Genomic DNA, 20531 nt, shown 5'->3' with positions numbered 1-20531 from the left:
GCTACGCGTAGCTTTCCTGTTCGCCCAGCAGTAAATCGTCGGGTTCCGGGGCGGGGCCGCCCAGGGTAGCCACCTGCGCCTGCAACTGCAGCTGCTGTTCAAACCCCATAATGCGCTGGATTACCAAGGCCGTTATGCCCGCCGCTATGGCATCGAACACCAATGTGGCCGCCGTTACCTGCAGCGTAATTTGCACAGCTTGCAGATTGTTGCTGCCGGAAACGGCATTAGCCACAACACCGATGAAGCCCCGTAGCAGAAACAGCACCCACCACACTCTCAGCAGCGTATGCGGGGTAACCACGCCGGTGCCCAGCTGCTGGGTGCTCTGCCAGATTTCCCGAACAACGTAATAAGGTCGGGTGAGGCTGATGAACGGAATAAACCACGCAGCTACCGTCTGACCATCGGTGAAGTTGGTTTCAACCCCGGAAGCAGCGAGGTTGTAATAGGCCCGCCGGTACCACCGGATAAAGGTGATAATGCTGGCCAGAATCAAGGCTAAATGGGCTATTGCGCCCAGCGGATTGCCTAAGTCAAAAAACTGAAAAGTGCCCGACGTGATGGTATCGGCTTCCAGGTTGTCCAGAAAGTATGCGAAGCTGACGTTGAATACGGCAAAAGCCAGGGAGAATATGGTCAGAATCACAAAGACCAGGTAGGCCAGCCGGCCCCGTTGTTCATTAGCCCGAAGCATAACAATACTGTGTAAGCTATTCAAAGAAATAAGACTGCTGGCAAGATACTTAACCGGCAGCGGTTATCCATATAAAAGTAACCGGCCCAGTAACATTATCGGGCGGCGCGTTCAGCAGCGAAAAACCCACCCGCTCAAAGGCTTTGACGGAAGCAACATTGGCGGGCTGCACGTGGCCCAGCACCCGCTGCACGGCCGGGAAGTGCTCCGTCAGGCGGCGCACTCCGGCCAGCAGCAGCAGCGGTGCCAGCCCGCGGCCCCGGAAGTCGGCGTCCAGCAGGTAGCTTAAGGTCGCCTCTTCGCCATCAACTGCAAACCGGATAAGGCCGGCAGGAAGGCCACTGGCCGCATCCTGAGCCAGCAGCAGCAGGGAATTTGGGTCGTGCAGACGGGCGGCCAGCCACTGCTCATGGTCGGGGCGGGAAACGGGAGTGGGGTTAAAAGAAAACTGCCGTACCGAAGGCTCGTTCGTCCAGGTCAGAAGCTGGTCGGAGTCGGTGGGCGCGACGGGCCGCAGGTGAAACGGGGGTGGCGGAAGCAGCAGGGCCCGCACCTCCTGCCGCAGCCGCCGGGGGGCCTGCCCGTCGAACACTCGCCGCTGGGCCGCCTGCATGGTGGCGGCCAGGCGTGCGGCCTCGGGCGAAGTAAGGATATTGGCCGCCGAGGTAAACGGCCGAGCCAGCCCCGCCCCGCGCAGGTACTGATCGATGTCGTACTGATTGTCGGCGGTGGGAAGCAGAAAAAGCAAGCCGCCCGCCGCCGCGCAGTACTCGTAGCTGACGGTGCTGGCTGAACAAACCGCCGCGCCGCACTGGCGCATAACCTCGGCCAGCTCCGGCGCCGGCAGGTTGCGGTGCAGCGTCAGGCGCGGGTGTTCCGGCGCCCAGGCCTGCAGGCTTTCCCAGCCCAGGTAAGCGCTGCCCACCACCACGTGTACGCGCTGCACGGCCGGCAATGCCAGCAGCTCGGCGGCCACGCGCTGGGTTTGGTAGGTAGGGTCGGCCCCACCCAGGCATACCAGCACGGTTGCCGGATCAGGAGGAACCGGCACAGCGGGCGGGGTGCGGAAAGCGGCGCGCAGGGGCGCGTAGGCCGGCCCGCTCAGCAGGCTGGCTCCGGGCTGGCGCAGCTGGTACTGGCTGACAGTAAGGCCCCCGGCGGGGTTCAGCACCAGGTCGGCGGCCAGCGGAAAGGCGTGCAGGTCGTCCAGGTACACCAGCCGGGCCACGGCCCCGCGCACGGTGTTCTGGTATTCATAGCGGAAGTCGTAGCCGTCGAGCACCAGCACATCCGTGGGGTGCAATACGTGGCGCACGAGGTAGGCTGCTTCTTCGGTCAGGGGCTGATGAGGCAGGTTATGCACCACCAGGCCAGCCTCCCAAAGCTGCTGCTTTAGCGCCGCGTCTGGCTCCCGAATCAGGAAAAGCTGCTCCGGGAAATCCGGCTGCAGTATCTCGGCCAGGGCCAGCAGCCGCATTACGTGGCCCAGCCCGATGCGGGAGTTGCCATCGGCCCGGAATACGAGGCGGGGAGAACCGGTTTTGGCAGAGGTCATGCTACGCGTACCTGTTGGTTGTCGGCATTGATAAGCGGCAACCACGGGTACTGCTCGTGCAGCACGGCTACTTCGGCCAGTCCAAAGTCCGTAGGCAGCGTCGTGTAGAGCGTGTGCAGCAAGGCGTAGTCGCTCGGGTAGTCGACGGTGAGGCGGAAGCCGGCCCAACCGGGATGCTGCGTGGCCAAGTTCAGTTCCTGCAGCTGAAACTGTGCCGGGTGGCGCCGCAGGTAGGGCGTCACGTGTTCCCGCTCGTCGGGCAGTTGCGCCTGAGCGTGGGCCAGGGCCAGCGCCCGCCCGCTGATGATTTCGAGGTTGGTGCCCAGTGGCAGGCCGGTGGTGTGGGTGTAGTCGGCCCGGTTGAGGTGATGCTGCTGTAGGGCTTGCCGCACGTAGTGCGGGTCGATGGCGGGGTTGTCGGCGGTTAGCCGCACAATAGTATCGAGCTGATGGGCGGCGGCGGCTTCCTGAAATCGGGCCAGCACGTCGGTTTCGCTGCCCCGGTACACCTGCGCGCCCGCCCGGCGGACGGCAGCGGCTACGGCGTCATTGGCGGGCAGCGTGGACGTAGCTACCACTATCACGGCTACTCCACTGCGCCGGGCGCGGCGTATCACGTGGTCGAGAATAGTCAGCGTTCCGCCCAACGGCAGGGTCAGCAGAGCTTTGCCGGGTAGCCGGGAGGAGCCCATCCGGGCCTGAATGATGGCGCCGACGCGCGGTGTAGCTGAAGAGTCTATCGAATGGTCCATCCGCCGTCTACTACCAGGTTATGACCCGTCACGAAATCGGCGGCCCGGGAACTCAGAAACACGAACGCGCCGGCCAGATCTTCAGGCTGGCCGATGCGCCCCAAGGGAATGCGCTGCTCCAGCTCCCGGATGAACCCGGGGTGGGCCTGGGCCGCGCTGCCCGGGAAGGCACCGGGCGTCACGCAATTCACCTGAATGTTTTCGGGCCCCAGATAAGACGCAAAATACTTGGTGAGCTGAATGACGCCCGCTTTAGCCGCGCCGTAGTGTGGGGGATTGGTGAACTGCGGCGTAGCGTGATAAGCCGCAAAATCCGGCGCTACCACCCCATACATGGACGCCACGTTGATGATTTTACCGCGGCCCTGGGCCCGCAGGTGCGGCAGCACTTCGCGCAGGCAGCGGTAGGCCGAGCCCACAGAACCATCCAGTCCGAAGGCAAACTCCTCATCGGTGAGTTGGTCGGGCTGGCTGCCGCGGGTGTAAAAGGCGTTGTTGATGAGCACGTCAATGGCCCCGAACTGCGCGTGGCAGGCCACAAATGCCGCCCGCACGGAAACCGAATCGGCTACGTCGCACGCCTGAAAATGCAGCTTATCGGGGTCTTCTCCCTGAAAAGCAGCCTCAAACAACTCTTCCTGGCGGCCCAGCACCACCACCGTGGCTTCGTGCGCCAGCAGCCCCAGCACCACCGCTTTGCCAAGGTGACCGTACCCCCCGGTTATAAGCACCACCTGGTGCCGCAACGAAAAAAGAGAAGCCGGATCTAGCGGGGCCATGCGTAGGGAAGAATGAACGTGTCGTCGTGTTCCGCGAAAGTAGCCAGCGCCGTCCGAACCTGGTTGAACTGCGTTAGATATTGCCCTGCTTGCACGTTTTCGCGCAGATTTTCCACCGAATCCACCCCAACAACCAAGCGGCTTATCTGTGGAAAAGACGCGGCAAAAAGCAGCAACAAGGCTTCCAATGGCAACTGATAGTCAGCGGCCAATTGATGCAGCCGCTGCAGCTTGCCGCGCAACGGCGCGAAGAAAGCCGACAGCTGCTCTGGGTTACGCAATAGCAGCCCCTGCAGAAAAGCCGACCGCACATGCACTTCGATGCCAGCGGCCTCCAGCACTGGCAGCAGCGGCACGAAGCGCTGATCCAGGACATTTAAGGGCAGTTGAACCAGGCTCACCGGTAGCCGTTTTTCCAGCAGCCACTCGGCCTGCCAGGGGTGGTAGAGCGAAACGCCGATGCGCTCCGTCTGGCCCGCCTGTTGCGCAGCCTGCAACGCCCCCCAAGCCTCAGGCCATTGCTGCTGCCCCGCAAAATCATGAAACAACACCCCGTATACGCGCTGCTGCCCCAGCCGCTGCAGGGAAGCGCGCAACTGGCTGGTGACTTCTGAGCGGGAGCCGGCGGCTACTTTGGTTACCAGCCGGAACCAAGGCTTCGCCAGGGCCGGCAGCAGCTGGCCCAGCCGGGTTTCACTGTCGCCGTAGGCTGCGGCCGTATCCAGCAATGTAATACCGATTTCCTGAGCTGCCTTCAGCAAGGCCGCAGCCTGAGCCAGACTGGGCTGGCCCGTGGTGTTGTTGATGCCGTAAGCCAGCCCCAGCTGGGCTGTTCCCAGCGCCAGTCGTTGCGCGAAGTCCTGCATCACCGCTCCACAAACGCCCGAATGCAGTCAATCACGTACTGCTGCTCCTCGTCGGTGAGGGTAGGGAACAGCGGGATGCTCAGGCAGTGGGCGTAGTAGTTTTCGGCCAGCGGAAAGTCGCCGGGGAGCCAGCCCAGGCCCTGGTAGTAGGGCATGGTATGCACCGGAATGTAGTGCACCTGGGCGAAGATCTGCTGTTCCCGCAGCGCGTCGTAGAGCCCCTTGCGGTCGGGCACCTGAATCACGTAGAGGTGGTAGGCGTGGCCGGGCGCCCCGGCCAGGGGCCGCACCTGAGGCAGGGTGGCAAAGGCGGCGTCGTAGCGGGCAGCCAGCTGGCGGCGCCGGGCCAGCCCTTCGTCGGCGCGCCGGAGCTGACTGATGCCTAGGGCACAGAGCATGTCGGGCATGCGGTAGTTGTAGCCGAGCTCCTGCATTTCCATGTACCAGCCGCCGTCGTTGCGCGTGAGCTGGGCGGGGTCTTTGGTGATGCCGTGAGTGCGCAGGCGCAGCAGGTGCTCGTACAGGTCGCGGCGGTTGGTGGTAATCATGCCACCCTCGCCGGTGGCAATGTGCTTCACCGGGTGGAAGCTGAAAATGGCCAGCTCGGCAAACTGCCCGTTGCCGCACCGCTGCTCCCGGCCCTGCGGGTCGGTAAAAAAGCCGCCCGGCGCGTGGCAGGCATCCTCAATCAGCCAGAGCCCGAATTCGTCGCAGAGCTGCCGCGCCGCTTCCAGGTTCACGGGCAGGCCGGCAAAATCCACCGGAATCAGCCCGTGGAAGTAGCCTTTGGGGTGGCTTTCCAGCAGGCGACGCACGGCGCCCAGGTCCAGCAGCGCGGTTTCGGGGTCGATATCAGCAAAATGCACTTCGCCTCCGCAGTAGCGCACGCAGTTGGCCGAGGCCGAAAAGGTGATGGGCGTGGTGATGACGCGCTGTCCGGGACCAACACTCAGCGCCAGCGCGCACAGGTGCAGGGCCGCTGTGCCGTTGGCTACGGCCACCGCATACTTGGCACCAATGTAGGCGGCAAACTTTTCTTCAAACTCGGCTACCTTGGGCCCCTGCGTGAGGTAGTCCGAGTACAGGGTTTCCGTCACGGCCTGCACGTCGTCGGGGGTGATGTGCTGGCGGCCGTAGGCAATGGGGCGGGTGGGCTGAAAAGCGAGGTCAGGCATACGGCTTCAAATGTACAGTACGGCGGGCATCCCGGGCGGAAAAACCAACAGCTGCCCCAAGGAGCAGCTGCCAGCCGTGGAGCAAGAAAAAAGTTAGCAGTCGTGGGTGAACTCGGCGTCTACGTGCAGGCGGATTTCCTCCCGAATCTGCTCCACCGACAGCCAATCGGCATTGTTCGAAGAATCGTAGTGGAAACCGGCCTCCACGCGGCGGCCGTTGAAGTGCCGGATAAACTCTTCCACATCCCAGCGCGGGGTGAAGGGCAGGATTACGTAGTATTTATCCAGCTCCACCGTGCTCAGCGCGTCGGTTTCGGTTATCATTTCCTCGTGCAGCTTCTCGCCGGGCCGGATGCCCACGATTTCCTGGCGGCAGCTGGGGGCAATAGCCTTGGCTACTTCCGTGATTTTGTAACTCGGAATCTTGGGCACGAAGATTTCCCCGCCCCAACTGTGCTCCAGGGCATACAGCACCAGGTCCACGCCTTCCTCCAGGGAAATGTTGAAGCGCGTCATATCAGGGTGGGTGATGGGCAGCACCCCTTTGTGCCGCTCCTGCAGGAAAAACGGCACCACTGAGCCCCGGGAACCAATTACGTTGCCGTAGCGCACCACCGAAAAGCGCAGGTTGCGGGAGCCTTTCATGTTGTTGGCGGCCACAAACAGCTTGTCGGAGCACAGCTTGGTAGCCCCGTAAAGGTTGATGGGCGCGGCGGCTTTGTCGGTGCTTAGCGCCACTACTTCCTGCACCCCGCAGTCGAGGGCGGCATTTATCACGTTTTCGGCCCCGAAGATGTTGGTTTTGATGCACTCCATCGGGTTGTACTCGGCGGCGGGCACCTGCTTGAGGGCAGCGGCGTGCACGATGATGTCGATACCCTCGCAGGCCCGCTTCATGCGCTCCGCGTCGCGCACGTCGCCAATGAAATAGCGGATGGCCGGGTACTTGCTGCTGGGAAACGCCTGCGACATTTCGTACTGCTTCAGCTCATCGCGCGAGTACACCACCAGGCGCTTCACCTGCGGGTACTTTTCAAACACAGCCTGCACGAACTGCTTGCCGAACGAACCGGTGCCGCCGGTTACCAGAATAGATTTATGATTAAGGTCGAGGGCCATAAGAAGAAAACAGGGCCAGCCACCAGGCCGGCCGGGGTAAGGAAAACAAAAGTAGGCATTCCGGCGTCAGTTGCGGGCACGGAAATCAGGAACCGACAGCAGCTTGCCGGTTCATTGTACCTTTGAAGAATCAATTTTAGCTGAATAGGCCGCTAGGGCAGGCAGTAGTGCCCGCTCCTCGGCTCCAACCCGCATGGCACTGGCAACTGGCAACCAACAACTGGCAACTGAAGCCCCCGTCAAAGTCATCATCTGGGATTTGGATGATACGTTCTGGCGCGGCACGCTCTCGGAGGGGGCCGTGGAGGCGCTGGACGAAAACCTGCGGCTCGTCCGGGACACGGCAGCCCGGGGCATCGTGCATACCATCGTTTCCAAGAATGACTTTGCCCCGGCCGAGGCCAAGCTGGTGGAGCTGGGCATCCGCGACCTGTTCGTGTTTCCGCAGATCAGCTGGCAGCCCAAAGGCCCCATTATCCGGCAGCTGCTGGAGCAAATGCAGTTGCGGGCGCCCAATGCGCTGTTTCTGGATGATAACCCCATCAACCGGGCGGAAGCGCAGTACTACAACCCCGGCCTGCAGGTAGCCGACCCGGCTGACCTGCCCGCCCTGGCTCCTTTGCTGCGGGCCAGCGGCAAGCCCGACCCCGCGCTTTCCCGCCTGGAGCAATACAAGCTGCTGGAGCGCCAGCAGCAGGCCCGCACCCAGTACAACGACAACTTGGCCTTTCTGCGCGATGCTCAGGTGCGGATCCGGTTCTCGGAAGGCGCGCCCATTCTATCCGATTTGGGCCGCATCGAGGAACTCATCAACCGTTCCAACCAGCTCAACTTCACCAAGCGTCGTGTCACGCTCGCCGAACTGGAAGCCAGCCTGCGGGACCCGGCCCGGCGCTGGGGCACCGTGCGCGTGCAGGACCGCTTTGGCGACTATGGCCTGGTGGGCGTGTACTGCCTGAACCTAGAGGAAAACCGGGTGGAGCAGCTCGTGTTTTCCTGCCGCATTTTGCACCTGGGCGTCGAGCAGTTCACCTATGCCCACCTGGGCTTTCCGGCGCTGGAAGTCCAGGGTGAAGTAGCTACGGAGCTGAATCGGCAGGAAAAACCCGACTGGATTACGCTGGAGCAAGGCAACGATTCAGCCCGCGCAGAAGCTCCCGGGGCGGGTGGCCGTCTGCGCGTGCTGCTCAAAGGCGGCTGCGACCTGGGCCAGCTCACGCCCTTCCTGCAGGCCTTTGAGCTGGAGGTAGTGGAGGAATTCAACTACAACAACGAGCATCAGATACCGGTGCACCTGGAGCACACCACATTGCTGCGGGCGGGGCAGGAATTGCCCGCCACGGAGCAGCAGCGTCTGGCCGCAGCGCTGCCCTTCCTGGGCCAGGAGGCGTTCAGCACCCAGCTCTGGACTGCCAACTACGACGTGCTGGTGTATAGCCCGTTGATGGACTACACCCAGGAGCTTTACCGCGAAAAAGCCACCGGCCGGCAAATACCCTTCGGAGGCTACCAGAACCTGCTGACGGTGGACCCCGCCGCCCAGGCTACCCGATATGCGCAGCGCCGGTTTCAGGGGATGGATGAAGCGTTTCTGAAGCGGTTCCAGCAGGAATATGCCTTTGAGGGCCAGATTTCCCCGGAGCAGTTCGCCGAAAACCTCCGCTGGCTGCGCAGCCAGGTCCCTGGGCAAATCCCTATTTTCTTTCTGAATGGGGCCGAGGTAGAAATGCCGGGCTCAGAAGAGGCCGGGGCCGCCCAGCGTCATGCCGTGATGAACCAGGCACTAGCTGCGTTTGTGGCTTCTGCACCGAACTGCTTTATCATCGACGTGCGGGAGTTTGTGCATAGCTCCGACCACGTAACCAACAACCTGCGGCATTATCAGCGCCAGCAGTACCGCACTCTGGCCCAGCATCTGGCTGCTGCTATTGGTCAGTGGCAAGGTCAGCAGCTGGCGCATTCTTCCTGGACGGATTTGAAGGCGCGGGCGGGTAGCCTGGTGCCAGCTAAGCTGCGGGGCGTTTGGCAAAAACTACATAAGGGCTAGGCCGTGAGCAGGCCAGCCAGCTGCGCGGTGAGGGCGCGGCGCGAGTAGTTGGCGTGCTGCTGGGTGGGTAGGTCGAGGTTGGGATGCTGCAGCCACTGGGTGGCCAGCCGTTCTAGCCGGGCGAGCATGCCCGCATAATCATCGTAGGGCAGGGCTCGGCCGGCTCCACATTCCGTCAGCAGCGTATCCGCATCGGAGCCCAGCGGCCCTACGCACAGGATGGGCTTTTTTGCTGCTAGGTACTCAAACACTTTTCCCGGCAGAATTGCCAGGTTGTTGGTCACATCCGGAATGGCCATCAGCAGCACCGTGCTGCGCAACAGGTAGCCAACTGACTCGTCGTGCGGCACGAAGGGCACAAACTCGGTCTGCGCCTGTAAACCTGCTTCGGCTACTTGCTGCTGCAGTCCCGGTGACACTTTTCCCACGAAGCGCAGCCGCAGCGGCACCTGTGGGTACTTTTGGCTGCACGCCGCGCAGGCCGCCAGCAGCTGCCCGATGTGGTAGGTTTCGGAGATGGTACCCGTATGCGTAATCAGCAGCGCATCTTGGGGCGGCGCACTGGGATGCCGGAAGTCGTCTTCATCATAGCCGTTGGGCAGCACGTGAAACTTCTCTGGCCGCAGCGCCGCCGACTTGCTCAGATAAAGGCGCTTGGTGCTGAGGCTGGTTACGAGCACCGCGTCAGCCTGCTCCAGCACCTGCCGCTCGTAGCGGGCATCCAGCCAGCGGGCCGGGGACAGGTGGTTGAGCTCCTTATAGTAATAGATGTCGGTCCACGGGTCCCGCATGTCGGCCAGCCAGCGCAGGCCGTAGCGGCGCTTCAGCTCCAGCCCGATCAGCTGGGTGGAGTGGGGGGGCGAGGACGTGAGCACGGCATCAAACTGCTCCCCGGCGGCCAGCAGCTCGGCCACGGCTTGCAACACGTAGCGGTTCCAGCCCCGACGGGCATCGGGAATAAACACGTTACCGCGCACGAACTTGAACAGGCGCTGGGTGAAGCTCGTTTTGCTTTCGCCCACGAAGCCGCCGTAAGGCACCTGCTTGCGCCCTGTCAGTTTCTTGTAGCTGTCGAAAGGCTCAAACGTACTGGTCCGGATGACGCGTACCGCGGCGGGAATGTCGGCCGCCAGCGAATCATCCAAGACGGGATACGCGGCCTGGTCAGGGTCTACGGTAATGACGGTGGGCTCTACGCCAAACTGGGGCAGATGCTTCACAAACTTGAGGCTGCGCTGCACGCCGGCCCCGCCGGAAGGGGGCCAGTAGTAGGTAATAACAAGCAGGCGAAGCGGACGGGCAACGGACACGGGCACAAAACAGCGGCAAGGGTGAAGCCGTGAAGGTACGCACCAGCGGCCTTTCGGGGTTTTCTGGTTACTTTTGAAGGCCGATCCGCGCTTAGGTTTCGTAAACTGCTTTATTCTATGGCTCCCGATAACTCCGAAATTCTGGCTTTGCTGGCTGACCTGCTGCGGGCCACTGACCGGCAAACTGAGGAAAACTCGCGTAAAATCGACGAGCTGCGCACCGAAATGCGGCAAACCGCGGCCGAGACTAATGCCCGCTTCGAAGCCATCTTCGACCGTTTCGCCACGGCCGTGGCGGATGGCTTTATCCGGGTGGAAAAAAAGATTGATGCCGTCAAGCAGGAGGTGGGCGAGTTGCGCACCGACGTACAGCGCATCGACCAGCGCCTGGCCCGCGTGGAGCAAAATCAGGCGGCGCAGGCCGATATGCTTCACCGCCTGGAAGTGCTGGAAAGCATTGTGCTGCGCAAGGCATCGTAGCGGAAGCGAGTAGCATAGAACTAATCAATAAGTAGCACATCAGCCGATGTTTGATAATCTCAGTACCAAGCTCGACAAAGCCTTTAAAACCCTCAAAGGCCAGGGCAGCATCACCGAAATCAACGTAGCCACCACGGTAAAAGAAATTCGCCGCGCGCTGGTAGATGCCGACGTGAACTACAAGGTGGCCAAGGAAGTCACCGACAAAATCAAGGAAGAGGCCATGGGCCGCGACGTGCTCATCAGCGTGTCGCCGGGCCAGCTGCTCACCAAAATCGTCTACGACGAGCTCACTCAGCTCATGGGTGGCGAAAAGCAGGACATCGTCATCAAGGGCGAGCCGGCCGTGGTGCTGCTCTCGGGTTTGCAGGGCTCGGGCAAAACCACGTTTGCGGGCAAACTGGCGTCCTTTATCAAAAAGCAGAACCGCACGGTGCTGCTCGTGGCCTGCGACGTGTACCGCCCGGCCGCTATCGACCAGCTGAAAGTGCTGGGCGAACAGATTGGGGTGGAAGTTTTCTCGGAGCCGGAAAACAAAAATCCGGTGGAAATTTCGCAGCATGCCATTGAGTATGCCCGCAAAAACAACAAGAAGGTAGTCATCATCGACACCGCCGGCCGCCTGGCCGTGGACGAGCAGATGATGCGCGAGATTGAGGCCGTTAAAAAGGCCATCAACCCGAGCGAAACCCTGTTTGTGGTGGACTCCATGACCGGCCAGGACGCCGTGAACACCGCCAAGACCTTCAACGACCGGCTGAACTTCGACGGCGTGGTACTCACCAAGCTCGACGGCGACTCGCGCGGCGGGGCGGCCCTCAGCATCCGGGCCGTGGTGGAGAAACCCATCAAGTTCATCTCCACCGGCGAGAAGATGGAGGCCCTGGACATGTTCTACCCCGACCGCATGGCCCAGCGCATCCTGGGCATGGGCGACGTGATTTCGCTGGTAGAGCGGGCCCAGCAGCAGTTCGACGAGGAAGAGGCCAAGCGCATCAACCAGAAGATCCGCAAAAACCAGTTCAACTTCGACGACTTTCTCTCCCAGCTGGAGCAGATCAAGAAGATGGGCAACCTGAAGGACCTGGTGGGCATGATTCCTGGCATGAGCAAAGCCATCAAGGACGTGGACATCGACGACGACGCCTTCAAGCCCATTGAGGCCATCATCAAGAGCATGACCAAGCAGGAGCGCGCCCAGCCCGAGCTGCTGAACAGCTCCCGTCGCCGCCGCCTGGCTAAAGGCTCCGGTACTGATATTCAGCAGGTAAACAACCTGATGAAGCAGTTCGAGGACATGCGCAAGGTGATGCGCACCATGAACAAGATGAGCACCACCAAAGGCGGTATGCAGCAAATGGCCCGCATGATGGGCATGAAAGGCCCGCTGCGGTAGACCAGCCTGCTTAAACAAAAAGCCCCGCCTTTGCAGGCGGGGCTTTTTGTTTGCATGTAAGTCAAAGTCACTGAACAGGTGTTTCAACAACTACATCAGGCAGCGGACCATTGAAAATATAGCAGTTCTGGTCAATGGGATAGTCCTGATTCCAAACGGCGAAGGTGAGGCCTCCCTCAAAGTAGAGCTTTACGCCAAAGCTGAAAGCAGCCCATTTATGGTCGATAAGCTCCGTTACGGCTAATAATCTACGTCCAATGAAAGGCTCAAAAGCAGGAAACACATCGGAAATAGAGCTAATCTGAGATACCAGTCCTCCTTTGTCTATAGCTCCGATGACAACTTCAGCTTCTTCGGCCAGATGCGTCATTGTCTGCTCATCGGTTGAGATGATGGCTAGCCACTGGTTGCCGTTGGCATGGTGAAATTGCAAATAAGTGATGAGAGGACCTGATTCTCCTTCCTCCATTATTCTATCCACACGACCATCAAGCAAGGTGGCGCCAACTTGCTCCAGAAGAATAGGGGCGTTATGAATCATTAAATTAATAATCTGTGCGTCCTTCCTTTTGCTCCCAAGCCTGGAAACCCGCCTGAGCTTCGTCCCGCAGAAGCTGCTGCAGGGGCAAGCGGCGCTGGTCGAGGGGCTTGTCCAGCTCTTCGTAGATGAACTGGTCGTCGAAGCCGATGGCGGCGGCATCGGCTTTGGTGTTGCCATAGAACACGCGGCGCGGGCGGGCCCAGTAGATAGCGCCCAGGCACATGGGGCACGGCTCACAGCTGGTATATAGGTCGCAGCCGTCGAGTTGAAAGGTGCCCAGTACGGCGCAGGCTTTGCGGATGGCATCTACCTCGGCGTGGCAGGTGGGGTCGTTGGTGCTCGTAACCTGGTTGAAGCCGCGCGCAATAATTTGCCCGTCTTTTACGATTACTGCTCCGAAGGGCCCACCGTGGCCGGCCTGCATCTTTTCAATGGAAAGCCGGATGGCTTCCCGCATAAACTCGGGGTTGGGGGCCTGCATACACATCAAGTAAAAAGGGCGCGCAAGTTACGCGCCCCGCTGCAATGGCGCAGCACTGACAAAACTTATTTCCTAAAGCAAGAAAGTTATGCGAATAATGAAATAGGTTTTGCCGGCTATGGCATGATGATTGATTTACATAGTCCCGAAAGAATAGTTTTTAGGTGTTTTGGTTGTGGAAAAGGGGGCGGCTACTGGTCGCCCTTTTTTTATGCTCTTTTCCGCCGGCTATTCTGTTTACTGCACCACGCGGAGCAGATATTCTTCCTCCTCGGGCGTAGTGCCGAAATTTTCGTTGCGGAACGCGCCCACGCGGCTGGGACCGTAGCCCAGATTCACTTTCACCCATTCGTCGCGTACGGGCAGCATGGTCAGAATTTCGCGGCGCAGCGTGGCCAGGTCGTCTTCCACGGCACTGATGCGCTGCTGCTCTTCGTCGGTTTGCTGGTCGTAGCTGCCGGTAGCGGGGCGCTGGTCGAACTCTGGAGTTGGGGTGGGATGCTCGTGCATGGTGCGGGTTATGCGGGCCTGCTGCAGCTCCTTTTCCGCTTTTAGGTAAGCTTGCACTTTATCTTCGAGCGGGAGCAGATCGGGGTTCAGGTAGTCGAGGTTGCTGGACATGGGGCGTGAGGTTGAACGAGCTTTTCTCAACGCAGCCCCGCCCGAAAAGATACGTGCCATGCCCGCCGCCCGCGTTTCCGGGCTCGTGGCCGTATCTTTGCGGCCATGCCTCACTCTGTACCTTCGCCCGATGCCCTGGGCCACGCGCTGCTGGCCTACCACCGTGGCCTCGACCCCGCCGCCACGCTCACCGTGCACTCCAACGTAGCCGAGGACGAGGCACTGCCGGCCAGCTACTTCTTCCGCTCGCTCTGGGAAATGCCCGAGCTGGAGCGCCTGGCCCTGGATGAGTGCCAGGGCCGCGTGCTCGACCTGGGGGCCGGGGCCGGCTGCCACGCCCTGGAACTGCAAAGCCGGGGCTTCCTGGTGAAAGCCGTGGATGTATCGGTGGGGGCAGTGCAAACCATGCAGGCGCGCGGGGTGCGGGAAGTGGCCTGCCACGAGCTGTTTGCCGTGCCAGCTGAGGCGGGAGGCTACGACACGCTGCTGATGCTCATGAACGGCCTCGGGCTGGTAGGCACCCTGGAGGGGTTGGAGCGTTTTCTGGTTTTCGCCCGTACGCTGCTGGCCCCCGGGGGCCAGATCCTGGCTACCTCCTCGGACATTTCTTACCTGTATGAAGACGAGGAAGGTGCCCTGGTTTTCGACCTGAATGGCCCCTACTACGGGGAAGTGGAGTACACCATGAGCTACCAATCCGAAACCGGCGCGGCCTTTTCCTGGTTGTTCGCCGATGCCAGCATTTTGCAGGATTACGCCGAAGCCGCCGGCTACGAAGTCGAGTTTCTGGCCGAAGACGAGCAGCAGCAATATCTGGTACGCCTCACGCTGAGAAGCTAGAATATTCATCTTAGCCTGCAACACCGGCTTCTGGCTGCCTCTGCCTGATTTCTCTTCTTATGGAATACGCCAAAACCTATACCGTCCGCTGGGCCGACCTCGACCCCAACATCCACATGCGCCACTCGGCCTACACCGACTACGCGGCTCATACCCGGGTACAGTTTCTGGCCGAGCAGGGTTTTACCATGGCGCGCTTTGCCCAGCTGGGCATCGGCCCCATCCTGTTTCGCGAAGACACCCGCTTTCTGAAAGAAGTGGGACTCGGCGAAACCATTCGCGTGACGGCCGAGCTGTCGGGGCTGAATGAGGACGGCTCCCGCTGGAACATTGTGCACGGCATCTATAAGGAAGATGGCCGCCTGGCCGCCACCGTGACGGTGGAAGGTGCCTGGCTGGACCTGCGCGCCCGCAAGCTGGCGGTGCCGCCCGCCGAAATTTCCGCCGTTATGAACGGCATCAGCCGGCACGCTTCCTACCAGGACATTGTGCGGGCGCCCCGGGAGGCGTAGGTGCACCTGGACGGGGGCGGGCTAAAACCTAGCACTACCAGAAGTTCCTGATGGCGCATAGGTCCTGTTTGCCCCCTGCCCAGACGTTTAAGACGCTGCTGTAAGCCGTACAACCTATGCAGCGGGGCTGTGCCGCGCACCCACCGCCCAAGGGGCAATACAGTATCCTTCGTGAGTTGCGCGTGTAAAATAGTCTTTTGACTGTTAGATAGTTGCGTAGACTGTCTACACTTTGTCTACGCGCCTTTTTAGGAATGTGAGTCTATCTGGTTGGACTATTGTGGAACTTAGAGCGGTTCGGCTTCGCTGCCTTCCGCTGGCTGAGCGCCTGTATGCACTCGGCAGCACCTCCCCATCTAAAACATGGCCGACGGGGGTGGTGCCTTCACCAAGGTGCGGTTGCTCTTTCTCTTCCTTTTAGCTTTACCTATGCCTTACTGCTACTATTTTCCTGCTTTGCGCTATCGTGGCCTGCTCGCGCCGTTGACGGCCCTTCTGCTGGCTGCGGCTCCCCTTGCTGCCCAGGCTCAGTCTGGCTCAGTTGGTATCGGCACCACCGCGCCCAATGCCTCGGCGGCCCTCGAAATCAGGAGCACCTCGCAGGGCCTGCTGCTGCCCCGCCTCACCCTGGCCCAGCGCGACGCCCTCACGGCCAGCACCACGGCGCCGCCCGTAGCCGGTCTGGTGATTTATCAGTCCGACAACACCCCCGGCCTCTACGCTTACGATGGCACCGCCTGGGTGCGCCTGGGCGGTGACAACCTGGGTAACCACATGGCTACGCAGAACCTGGACCTGGCCGATAAGACCCTGGTGGGCAACGGCGGTACGGACGGCCTCACCATTGCCGCCAACGGCAACGTGGGGCTGGGTACCACCACGGCCCAGCCCGCCACGCAACGGCTGGACGTACGTGGCAACGTGCGCCTGGGCGACAACGGCGGCCAGGCGGCCGGCACGGGCCAGGCCATTGAGTGGGTAGGGCCGGGCGTAAGCTCCGACCCGGTGGGCATCTATCGCCACAACCCGGCCGTGGACCAGAGCGAGCTGCGCGTGGTGGTGGGCGACGTGGGCGACCCGAGCGACAAGTTCGTGGTAGGCCGCATGCCCAGCACGAGCAGCGAGGGTGGCCTCCCCACCGGCACCTTCACGCCGGCCTTCTCGGTGGGCGCCGACGGCACGGTAAACGTGAACGGGCTGGCCGGCACCGGCACCCGCCTGCTGGCTGCCGACCCTGACGGTAACCTGACGGCCACGGCCACCACCGGCACGGAAGGCGACAACCTGGGCGACCATGTGGCCACCCAGAACATCAACCTGAACGGCAACAAGCTCGTGGGCGGCACCACCGACCGCGCCATCCGTGGCGGCTTAGCGCTCAATGGCAACGGTCTACTCACGGTCGGCGCTGCCCGTGTTCATACCGACTCGACTACCCGCTACGGCGTACGCCTGCTCAACATGGACCAGGACGTGGTCATCACCTCCGACCAGGGCAAGGGCAACACGACACCCGCCGTCACCGGGGCTGGCGACCGGCTGATGTGGCTCTCGTACTACAGCGCCTTCCGGGCCGGCGGCGTCACGGATGACCGGTGGAACCAGACAGCCAACAGCGTCTCGGCCATTGGTCAGTACTCAGCCGCCTTTGGCCTCGACAACCAAGCCAGCAGCCTCTACTCTTCGGCCTTCGGCTGGAACAACCTGCTGCGCAACAGTGAGGGTACGATGGTTATGGGCAACAACAACAACATCGTGCAGTCCTTTTACGGGATGGTCATGGGGGGGCGCAACTCCCCCAAAGGTTGGTACAACTTCGTCGGCGGCTACCAGAACAAGATACGGGGGTCAACGCTCGCCAATTATTCCCCCACCGTTGGTGGCTTCGTCCCGGACTGGCCCCCGTCCTTTTCCTTTGGCCAGGGCTGCTACTCCCGCTCCAGCCGGGGCAACACCTACACGATGGGCTACTACGCCCGTACCGGCGGCTTCTACGGCAGCTTCGTTTTCGCCGACATGTCGCCGATCAACGACGGCTCCCCCATCGACCGCATGCAGGACTCAGTGTACAGCACCAGAACCAACCAGATGACCATGCGCTTTGCCGGGGGCTACCGCTTCTTCACCACCGTAGCCACCCGCACCGACCCCAGTGGTTTGTCGGCGCTGGGTACGCCCATCGGGGCAGAGCTGACGCCTGGCAGCAACTCCTGGACGTTTATGTCCGACTCGACCAAGAAGGAGCGCCGCGTACTGGCCGATGGCAACCTGTTCCTGGCCCGCATCAACCGCATGCGCTTGGGCTCCTGGAACTACATAGGCCAGAGCGCAGATACTATGCGCCACTACGGCCCGATGGCCCAGGACTTTTTCGCCGCCTTCGGCCACGACGGTGTCGGGCGTAGCGGCAACAAGATCAGCATCAACCAGGCCGACTTCGACGGGGTAAACCTGATTGCCATTCAGGCCCTGTACCGCCGCGTGCTGCTGCTCGAAGCCGAAAACGCCCAGCAGCAGCTGCTGCTGCTGCAGCTGCAAGCGGCGGCCGGCCCGGCGGCCGGTGCTTCACTCACGCCGGCCGCCGAGGTGGCCGAGCTGCGCCGCCAGCAGGCTGCCCTTCAGGCCCGCGCGGCACAGGCCGATGCCGACCATGCCAGCCTGCTCACGCTGCAAGCCCAGGTGGCCCGCCTGTTGGGCGCCGACGCCCAGGCCCGCCAAGAACCGGCTCCAGCCCGGTAAAGCACCCCTGCGCGCTACCGTGCCTACAGCAGAAAGCCAGACTCTACGCGGGGTCTGGCTTTTGCTGTAGGTACGGTAGGGTATTGTCACAGATGCATAATTGATAGACCGTGCCTACTGCAACGGTAGGGTGCCGCGTAAGCCAGCAGGAGCCTGGGGTAGCCAGGGAGGGGGAGCCGGGCAAGGGGCCATGAGCGGTTTCAATTTTGGTAAGCTAAGAGCGGTTTGCTCCGAGCCGAGGCCAAAAATCGGCCTGTCGCAGTTCAATGCTAGTCATGGATGGCCGGTTGCATAGCAGCGCCAGTTGAGAGGAGCAGGGGGTAATATACCTGCCAAAACACTACCGGCAAAGGCAACCTCACATATTTTGGCGCGGGGCCTTTGTAGAGCTGACGAGGATAGCAAACGGGTGAGCAAACCGCCATATGGTACTATTCTGTTATCCGTATACAACGGGGCGTGCGGTCAGTTATCTTTACGGGGACGGCCGCGCTTTCCAGCGGCTTGTGTACCTAAACTGTGCTGTCGTGTTTTCAGTGTAGGCACTATTGTCTGTTACCTGGCAGTAGCGCGTGCTCATGTTCTGCTGCTTTCCGGTCTGTTTCTGCCCGCTACCACACCGTTATTGTGCTTCCGTTACCTCTTGGTCTGTTTGTGCTAAAAAGGCGGCACCTACTGCTGCTGTGTTTGTGCCTGGCAGGTGGACTGCACGCAGGAGCGCAGCCGGCGGCCGGTAAGGGTAAGGCTGCTGACCTTACCGTACGGCTGGAAGGCATGCTGCCCGATAAGAGCTATAGCTGGGAAAGAATTCGTACAGATTCCACGCTGGTCTTTGTTCCGGCCGACTCACTGCGGCCCACGCAGGCCCGCCAGTTCTGGCTTAAATCCACGGTTACCAACCGCAGCCGCTACGACCAGGCTGGCCGACTGCGGGTGCTGCCTGCCCTCGACAATACCCTGTTTTATTTCGATGCGGATGCCCAGACGTGGCGTACCCACCGGGCTGGTCTGGCCATAGCCACGGATAGTGCCCGTCTGAAAGGGCAAATGCCCCTGCTACTGCAAGGGCGCACCACCACTACCGTGTACGTGCACGTGCACCTGAGCCAGCACGCCACGCTGCCGCCATCCATACACCTGGGAGTAAGCATAGAGCAAGAAGCAACGGCCCGGCATACCGAGTTGTTCTTCGGCGTGGCCTGGGCCGTGTCCATAGCGGTGCTGCTGCTGCTGCTGCTCACCAACCTGCATGGCTACGCCCGCTTTCCGGACCGCACTACCCTGTATTATATCTGCACGCAGGTAGGGGCGGCCCTGTACATTACGGCGTTCCGGAATTTTTTCAGAGTCTGGTTTCCGGCGCCGGTTTTCAGTTTGATGGTGCTGCCCAGCGGCATCAGCTACGGCTACTCCATCAACAATATACTTATGCACCTGAGCGTGGTGCTGCTGCTCATCGGGTTTGGGCAGATGACCCGCTCATACCTGGAAACGCCCACCCACCTCCCCCGGCTCGACAAGGTGCTGCGCTACGCCCTGCGGGGCTACATAGGCTTCACCGTGGTGGTAGGGATGGTGAACCTGAGCGGATTTTATCTGAACTACTACTCGCTGCTGCTCGACAACCTGCTGGTGCTGGGGGTGATAACGCTGCTGCTGTACATCACCTTTGTGGCTTACCGGCAGCGGCTGCCCCTGGCCCGCACCTACCTGCTGGCCAATGTGCTGCCCCTGCTGTGCATCATGGCCGTGGCCGTGTACCATGTGATACTGGGCTTCGACAATGAAGGCAAGCTGCTGCTGCCCGACCTGGCCGTGGTGTCGCACGCGCTGTGCTTTTCGGCCGCTATCAGCATCCGCCTCCAGAACCTGCAGCGCAGCCTGCTGGCCAAGGAGCGCGAAGCCAGTAACCTGGCCCTGGACATCCGGCAGCAGGAGCTGCGCAGCCGGGAAATAGCCCTGCAGAACACCCAGATCCAGGCGGCTTTCCAGCGGATGGAGCGGCAGCATCAGCAGGACCGGGAGCAGGCCTCCCAGCAGCTGAGCGAGGACCGGCGCCAGCAGCAATCCACCAACCAGGATTTACAACAGCAGCTGGAAGCCAACCAGCGCGAGCTGGCCTCTACATCTCTCTATGTGCAGCAGAAAAATGCCCTGCTGGCCGAACTCAAGCAGCAGATAGGAGAACTGGGTGCCCAAAGCCCGCATGGCAACCAGAAAGAGCTGTCGGGTATCAAGTCCATCCTGCAAACCAGCCTGTACCTGGACGAGGACTGGCAGCGGTTCAAGCTCCATTTCGAGCAGGTGCACCCGCGCTTTTTCGAGGAACTGCAAAGCAAGTACCCGGCCCTCACCAAGCACGAGCAGCGGCTGTATTGCTACTTCCACATCAACCTTTCCACCAAGGAAATTGCGGTGCTGCTCAACATCGACCCGGCCAGTGTGCGGCGGGCCAAAACCCGGCTCTACAAAAAGATAGGTGCGGCCGACAAAGGGGAGGAGCAACCCCTGGCCGGGCCGGAAATGGACGAGGCACAGGCCACAGACTAGGAAGTGTTAACAGTCGCGCAACCAGAGTATAGTTGCGGCAATATGAACGAAGGCCAGAAAATGCGCATCCA

At 61.3% G+C, this 20531-nt stretch carries 18 protein-coding genes; 7 read left to right on the top strand and 11 right to left on the bottom strand.

Features of this window, described 5'->3' with window-relative positions; all coding sequences use genetic code 11:
* Position 1: 1 nt before the first annotated feature.
* The 7 genes from I5L79_RS14770 to pseB all read right to left on the bottom strand — a co-directional run bounded on the left by I5L79_RS14770 (position 2) and on the right by pseB (position 6943).
* Positions 2 to 649 (bottom strand): DUF4328 domain-containing protein, encoded by a 648-nt coding sequence (locus tag I5L79_RS14770; protein WP_317191386.1) that lies wholly within the window; start codon positions 647 to 649, stop codon positions 2 to 4.
* Between the two features lie 97 nt (positions 650 to 746).
* Entirely contained in the window at positions 747 to 2252 is a 1506-nt protein-coding gene (pseG, locus tag I5L79_RS14765; RefSeq protein ID WP_196955836.1) for a UDP-2,4-diacetamido-2,4,6-trideoxy-beta-L-altropyranose hydrolase, read from the bottom strand.
* Positions 2249 to 3004, bottom strand: coding sequence for a cytidylyltransferase domain-containing protein (locus I5L79_RS14760; RefSeq protein WP_196955835.1), 756 nt, complete (start codon positions 3002 to 3004; stop codon positions 2249 to 2251). Before I5L79_RS14760 ends, pseG begins: the two co-directional genes overlap by 4 nt.
* Positions 2989 to 3783 (bottom strand): SDR family oxidoreductase, encoded by a 795-nt coding sequence (locus tag I5L79_RS14755; protein WP_196955834.1) that lies wholly within the window; start codon positions 3781 to 3783, stop codon positions 2989 to 2991. Before I5L79_RS14755 ends, I5L79_RS14760 begins: the two co-directional genes overlap by 16 nt.
* Positions 3771 to 4649 (bottom strand): aldo/keto reductase, encoded by an 879-nt coding sequence (locus tag I5L79_RS14750; RefSeq protein ID WP_196955833.1) that lies wholly within the window; start codon positions 4647 to 4649, stop codon positions 3771 to 3773. The genes I5L79_RS14755 and I5L79_RS14750 overlap by 13 nt, the downstream gene beginning before the upstream one ends.
* Complete coding sequence (gene pseC, locus I5L79_RS14745; protein ID WP_196955832.1) at positions 4649 to 5824, bottom strand: UDP-4-amino-4,6-dideoxy-N-acetyl-beta-L-altrosamine transaminase; 1176 nt, start codon at positions 5822 to 5824, stop codon at positions 4649 to 4651. The genes I5L79_RS14750 and pseC overlap by 1 nt, the downstream gene beginning before the upstream one ends.
* A 93-nt stretch (positions 5825 to 5917) precedes the next feature.
* A complete protein-coding gene (gene pseB, locus I5L79_RS14740; RefSeq protein ID WP_196955831.1) occupies positions 5918 to 6943 on the bottom strand; it encodes a UDP-N-acetylglucosamine 4,6-dehydratase (inverting) in 1026 nt (341 codons plus the stop codon).
* Positions 6944 to 7136: 193 nt separating this feature from the next.
* On the opposite strand from pseB, the gene I5L79_RS14735 reads away from it, so the two are divergent.
* On the top strand, positions 7137 to 8990 hold the full coding sequence (locus tag I5L79_RS14735) for a hypothetical protein (RefSeq protein ID WP_196955830.1): 1854 nt from the start codon (positions 7137 to 7139) through the stop codon (positions 8988 to 8990).
* On the opposite strand, the gene I5L79_RS14730 is transcribed toward I5L79_RS14735, so the two are convergent.
* Positions 8987 to 10306, bottom strand: coding sequence for a glycosyltransferase family 4 protein (locus tag I5L79_RS14730; RefSeq protein ID WP_317191385.1), 1320 nt, complete (start codon positions 10304 to 10306; stop codon positions 8987 to 8989). The genes I5L79_RS14735 and I5L79_RS14730 overlap by 4 nt on opposite strands.
* 111 nt (positions 10307 to 10417) lie before the next feature.
* On the opposite strand from I5L79_RS14730, the gene I5L79_RS14725 reads away from it, so the two are divergent.
* Both I5L79_RS14725 and ffh read left to right on the top strand, forming a co-directional pair.
* Positions 10418 to 10780, top strand: coding sequence for a hypothetical protein (locus tag I5L79_RS14725; protein ID WP_196955829.1), 363 nt, complete (start codon positions 10418 to 10420; stop codon positions 10778 to 10780).
* A gap of 46 nt (positions 10781 to 10826) precedes the next feature.
* The gene (gene ffh, locus I5L79_RS14720; RefSeq protein WP_196955828.1) at positions 10827 to 12176 is read left to right on the top strand and encodes a signal recognition particle protein; all 1350 of its coding nucleotides are present in this window, start codon (positions 10827 to 10829) and stop codon (positions 12174 to 12176) included.
* 67 nt (positions 12177 to 12243) lie between these two features.
* Here the strand turns inward: ffh and I5L79_RS14715 are convergent, their stop codons facing one another.
* The 3 genes from I5L79_RS14715 to I5L79_RS14705 form a co-directional block, all read right to left on the bottom strand.
* Positions 12244 to 12717: a hypothetical protein gene (locus I5L79_RS14715; RefSeq protein ID WP_196955827.1), complete on the bottom strand. Its 474-nt coding sequence runs from the start codon at positions 12715 to 12717 to the stop codon at positions 12244 to 12246.
* A gap of 4 nt (positions 12718 to 12721) precedes the next feature.
* Positions 12722 to 13198, bottom strand: a complete 477-nt coding sequence (locus I5L79_RS14710; RefSeq protein ID WP_196955826.1) for a nucleoside deaminase — start codon at positions 13196 to 13198, stop codon at positions 12722 to 12724.
* Between the two features lie 237 nt (positions 13199 to 13435).
* On the bottom strand, positions 13436 to 13819 hold the full coding sequence (locus I5L79_RS14705) for a hypothetical protein (protein WP_196955825.1): 384 nt from the start codon (positions 13817 to 13819) through the stop codon (positions 13436 to 13438).
* A gap of 105 nt (positions 13820 to 13924) precedes the next feature.
* Between I5L79_RS14705 and I5L79_RS14700 the strand changes: the two genes are divergently transcribed.
* From I5L79_RS14700 to I5L79_RS14685, 4 genes are all read left to right on the top strand, one after another.
* On the top strand, positions 13925 to 14659 hold the full coding sequence (locus I5L79_RS14700; protein WP_196955824.1) for a class I SAM-dependent methyltransferase: 735 nt from the start codon (positions 13925 to 13927) through the stop codon (positions 14657 to 14659).
* Between the two features lie 59 nt (positions 14660 to 14718).
* Positions 14719 to 15171, top strand: coding sequence for an acyl-CoA thioesterase (locus I5L79_RS14695; protein ID WP_196955823.1), 453 nt, complete (start codon positions 14719 to 14721; stop codon positions 15169 to 15171).
* Positions 15172 to 15600: 429 nt separating this feature from the next.
* Positions 15601 to 17910 (top strand): tail fiber domain-containing protein, encoded by a 2310-nt coding sequence (locus I5L79_RS14690; RefSeq protein ID WP_196955822.1) that lies wholly within the window; start codon positions 15601 to 15603, stop codon positions 17908 to 17910.
* A gap of 687 nt (positions 17911 to 18597) precedes the next feature.
* A complete protein-coding gene (locus I5L79_RS14685; protein WP_196955821.1) occupies positions 18598 to 20460 on the top strand; it encodes a 7TM diverse intracellular signaling domain-containing protein in 1863 nt (620 codons plus the stop codon).
* The last annotated feature ends 71 nt before the right edge of the window (positions 20461 to 20531 follow it).

Source organism: Hymenobacter guriensis (assembly GCF_015773195.1).
GTDB classification, from domain to species: domain Bacteria; phylum Bacteroidota; class Bacteroidia; order Cytophagales; family Hymenobacteraceae; genus Hymenobacter; species Hymenobacter guriensis.
The sequence above is the reverse complement of the archived record's forward strand: the minus strand, read 5'-3'. Positions and strand labels throughout refer to the sequence as shown.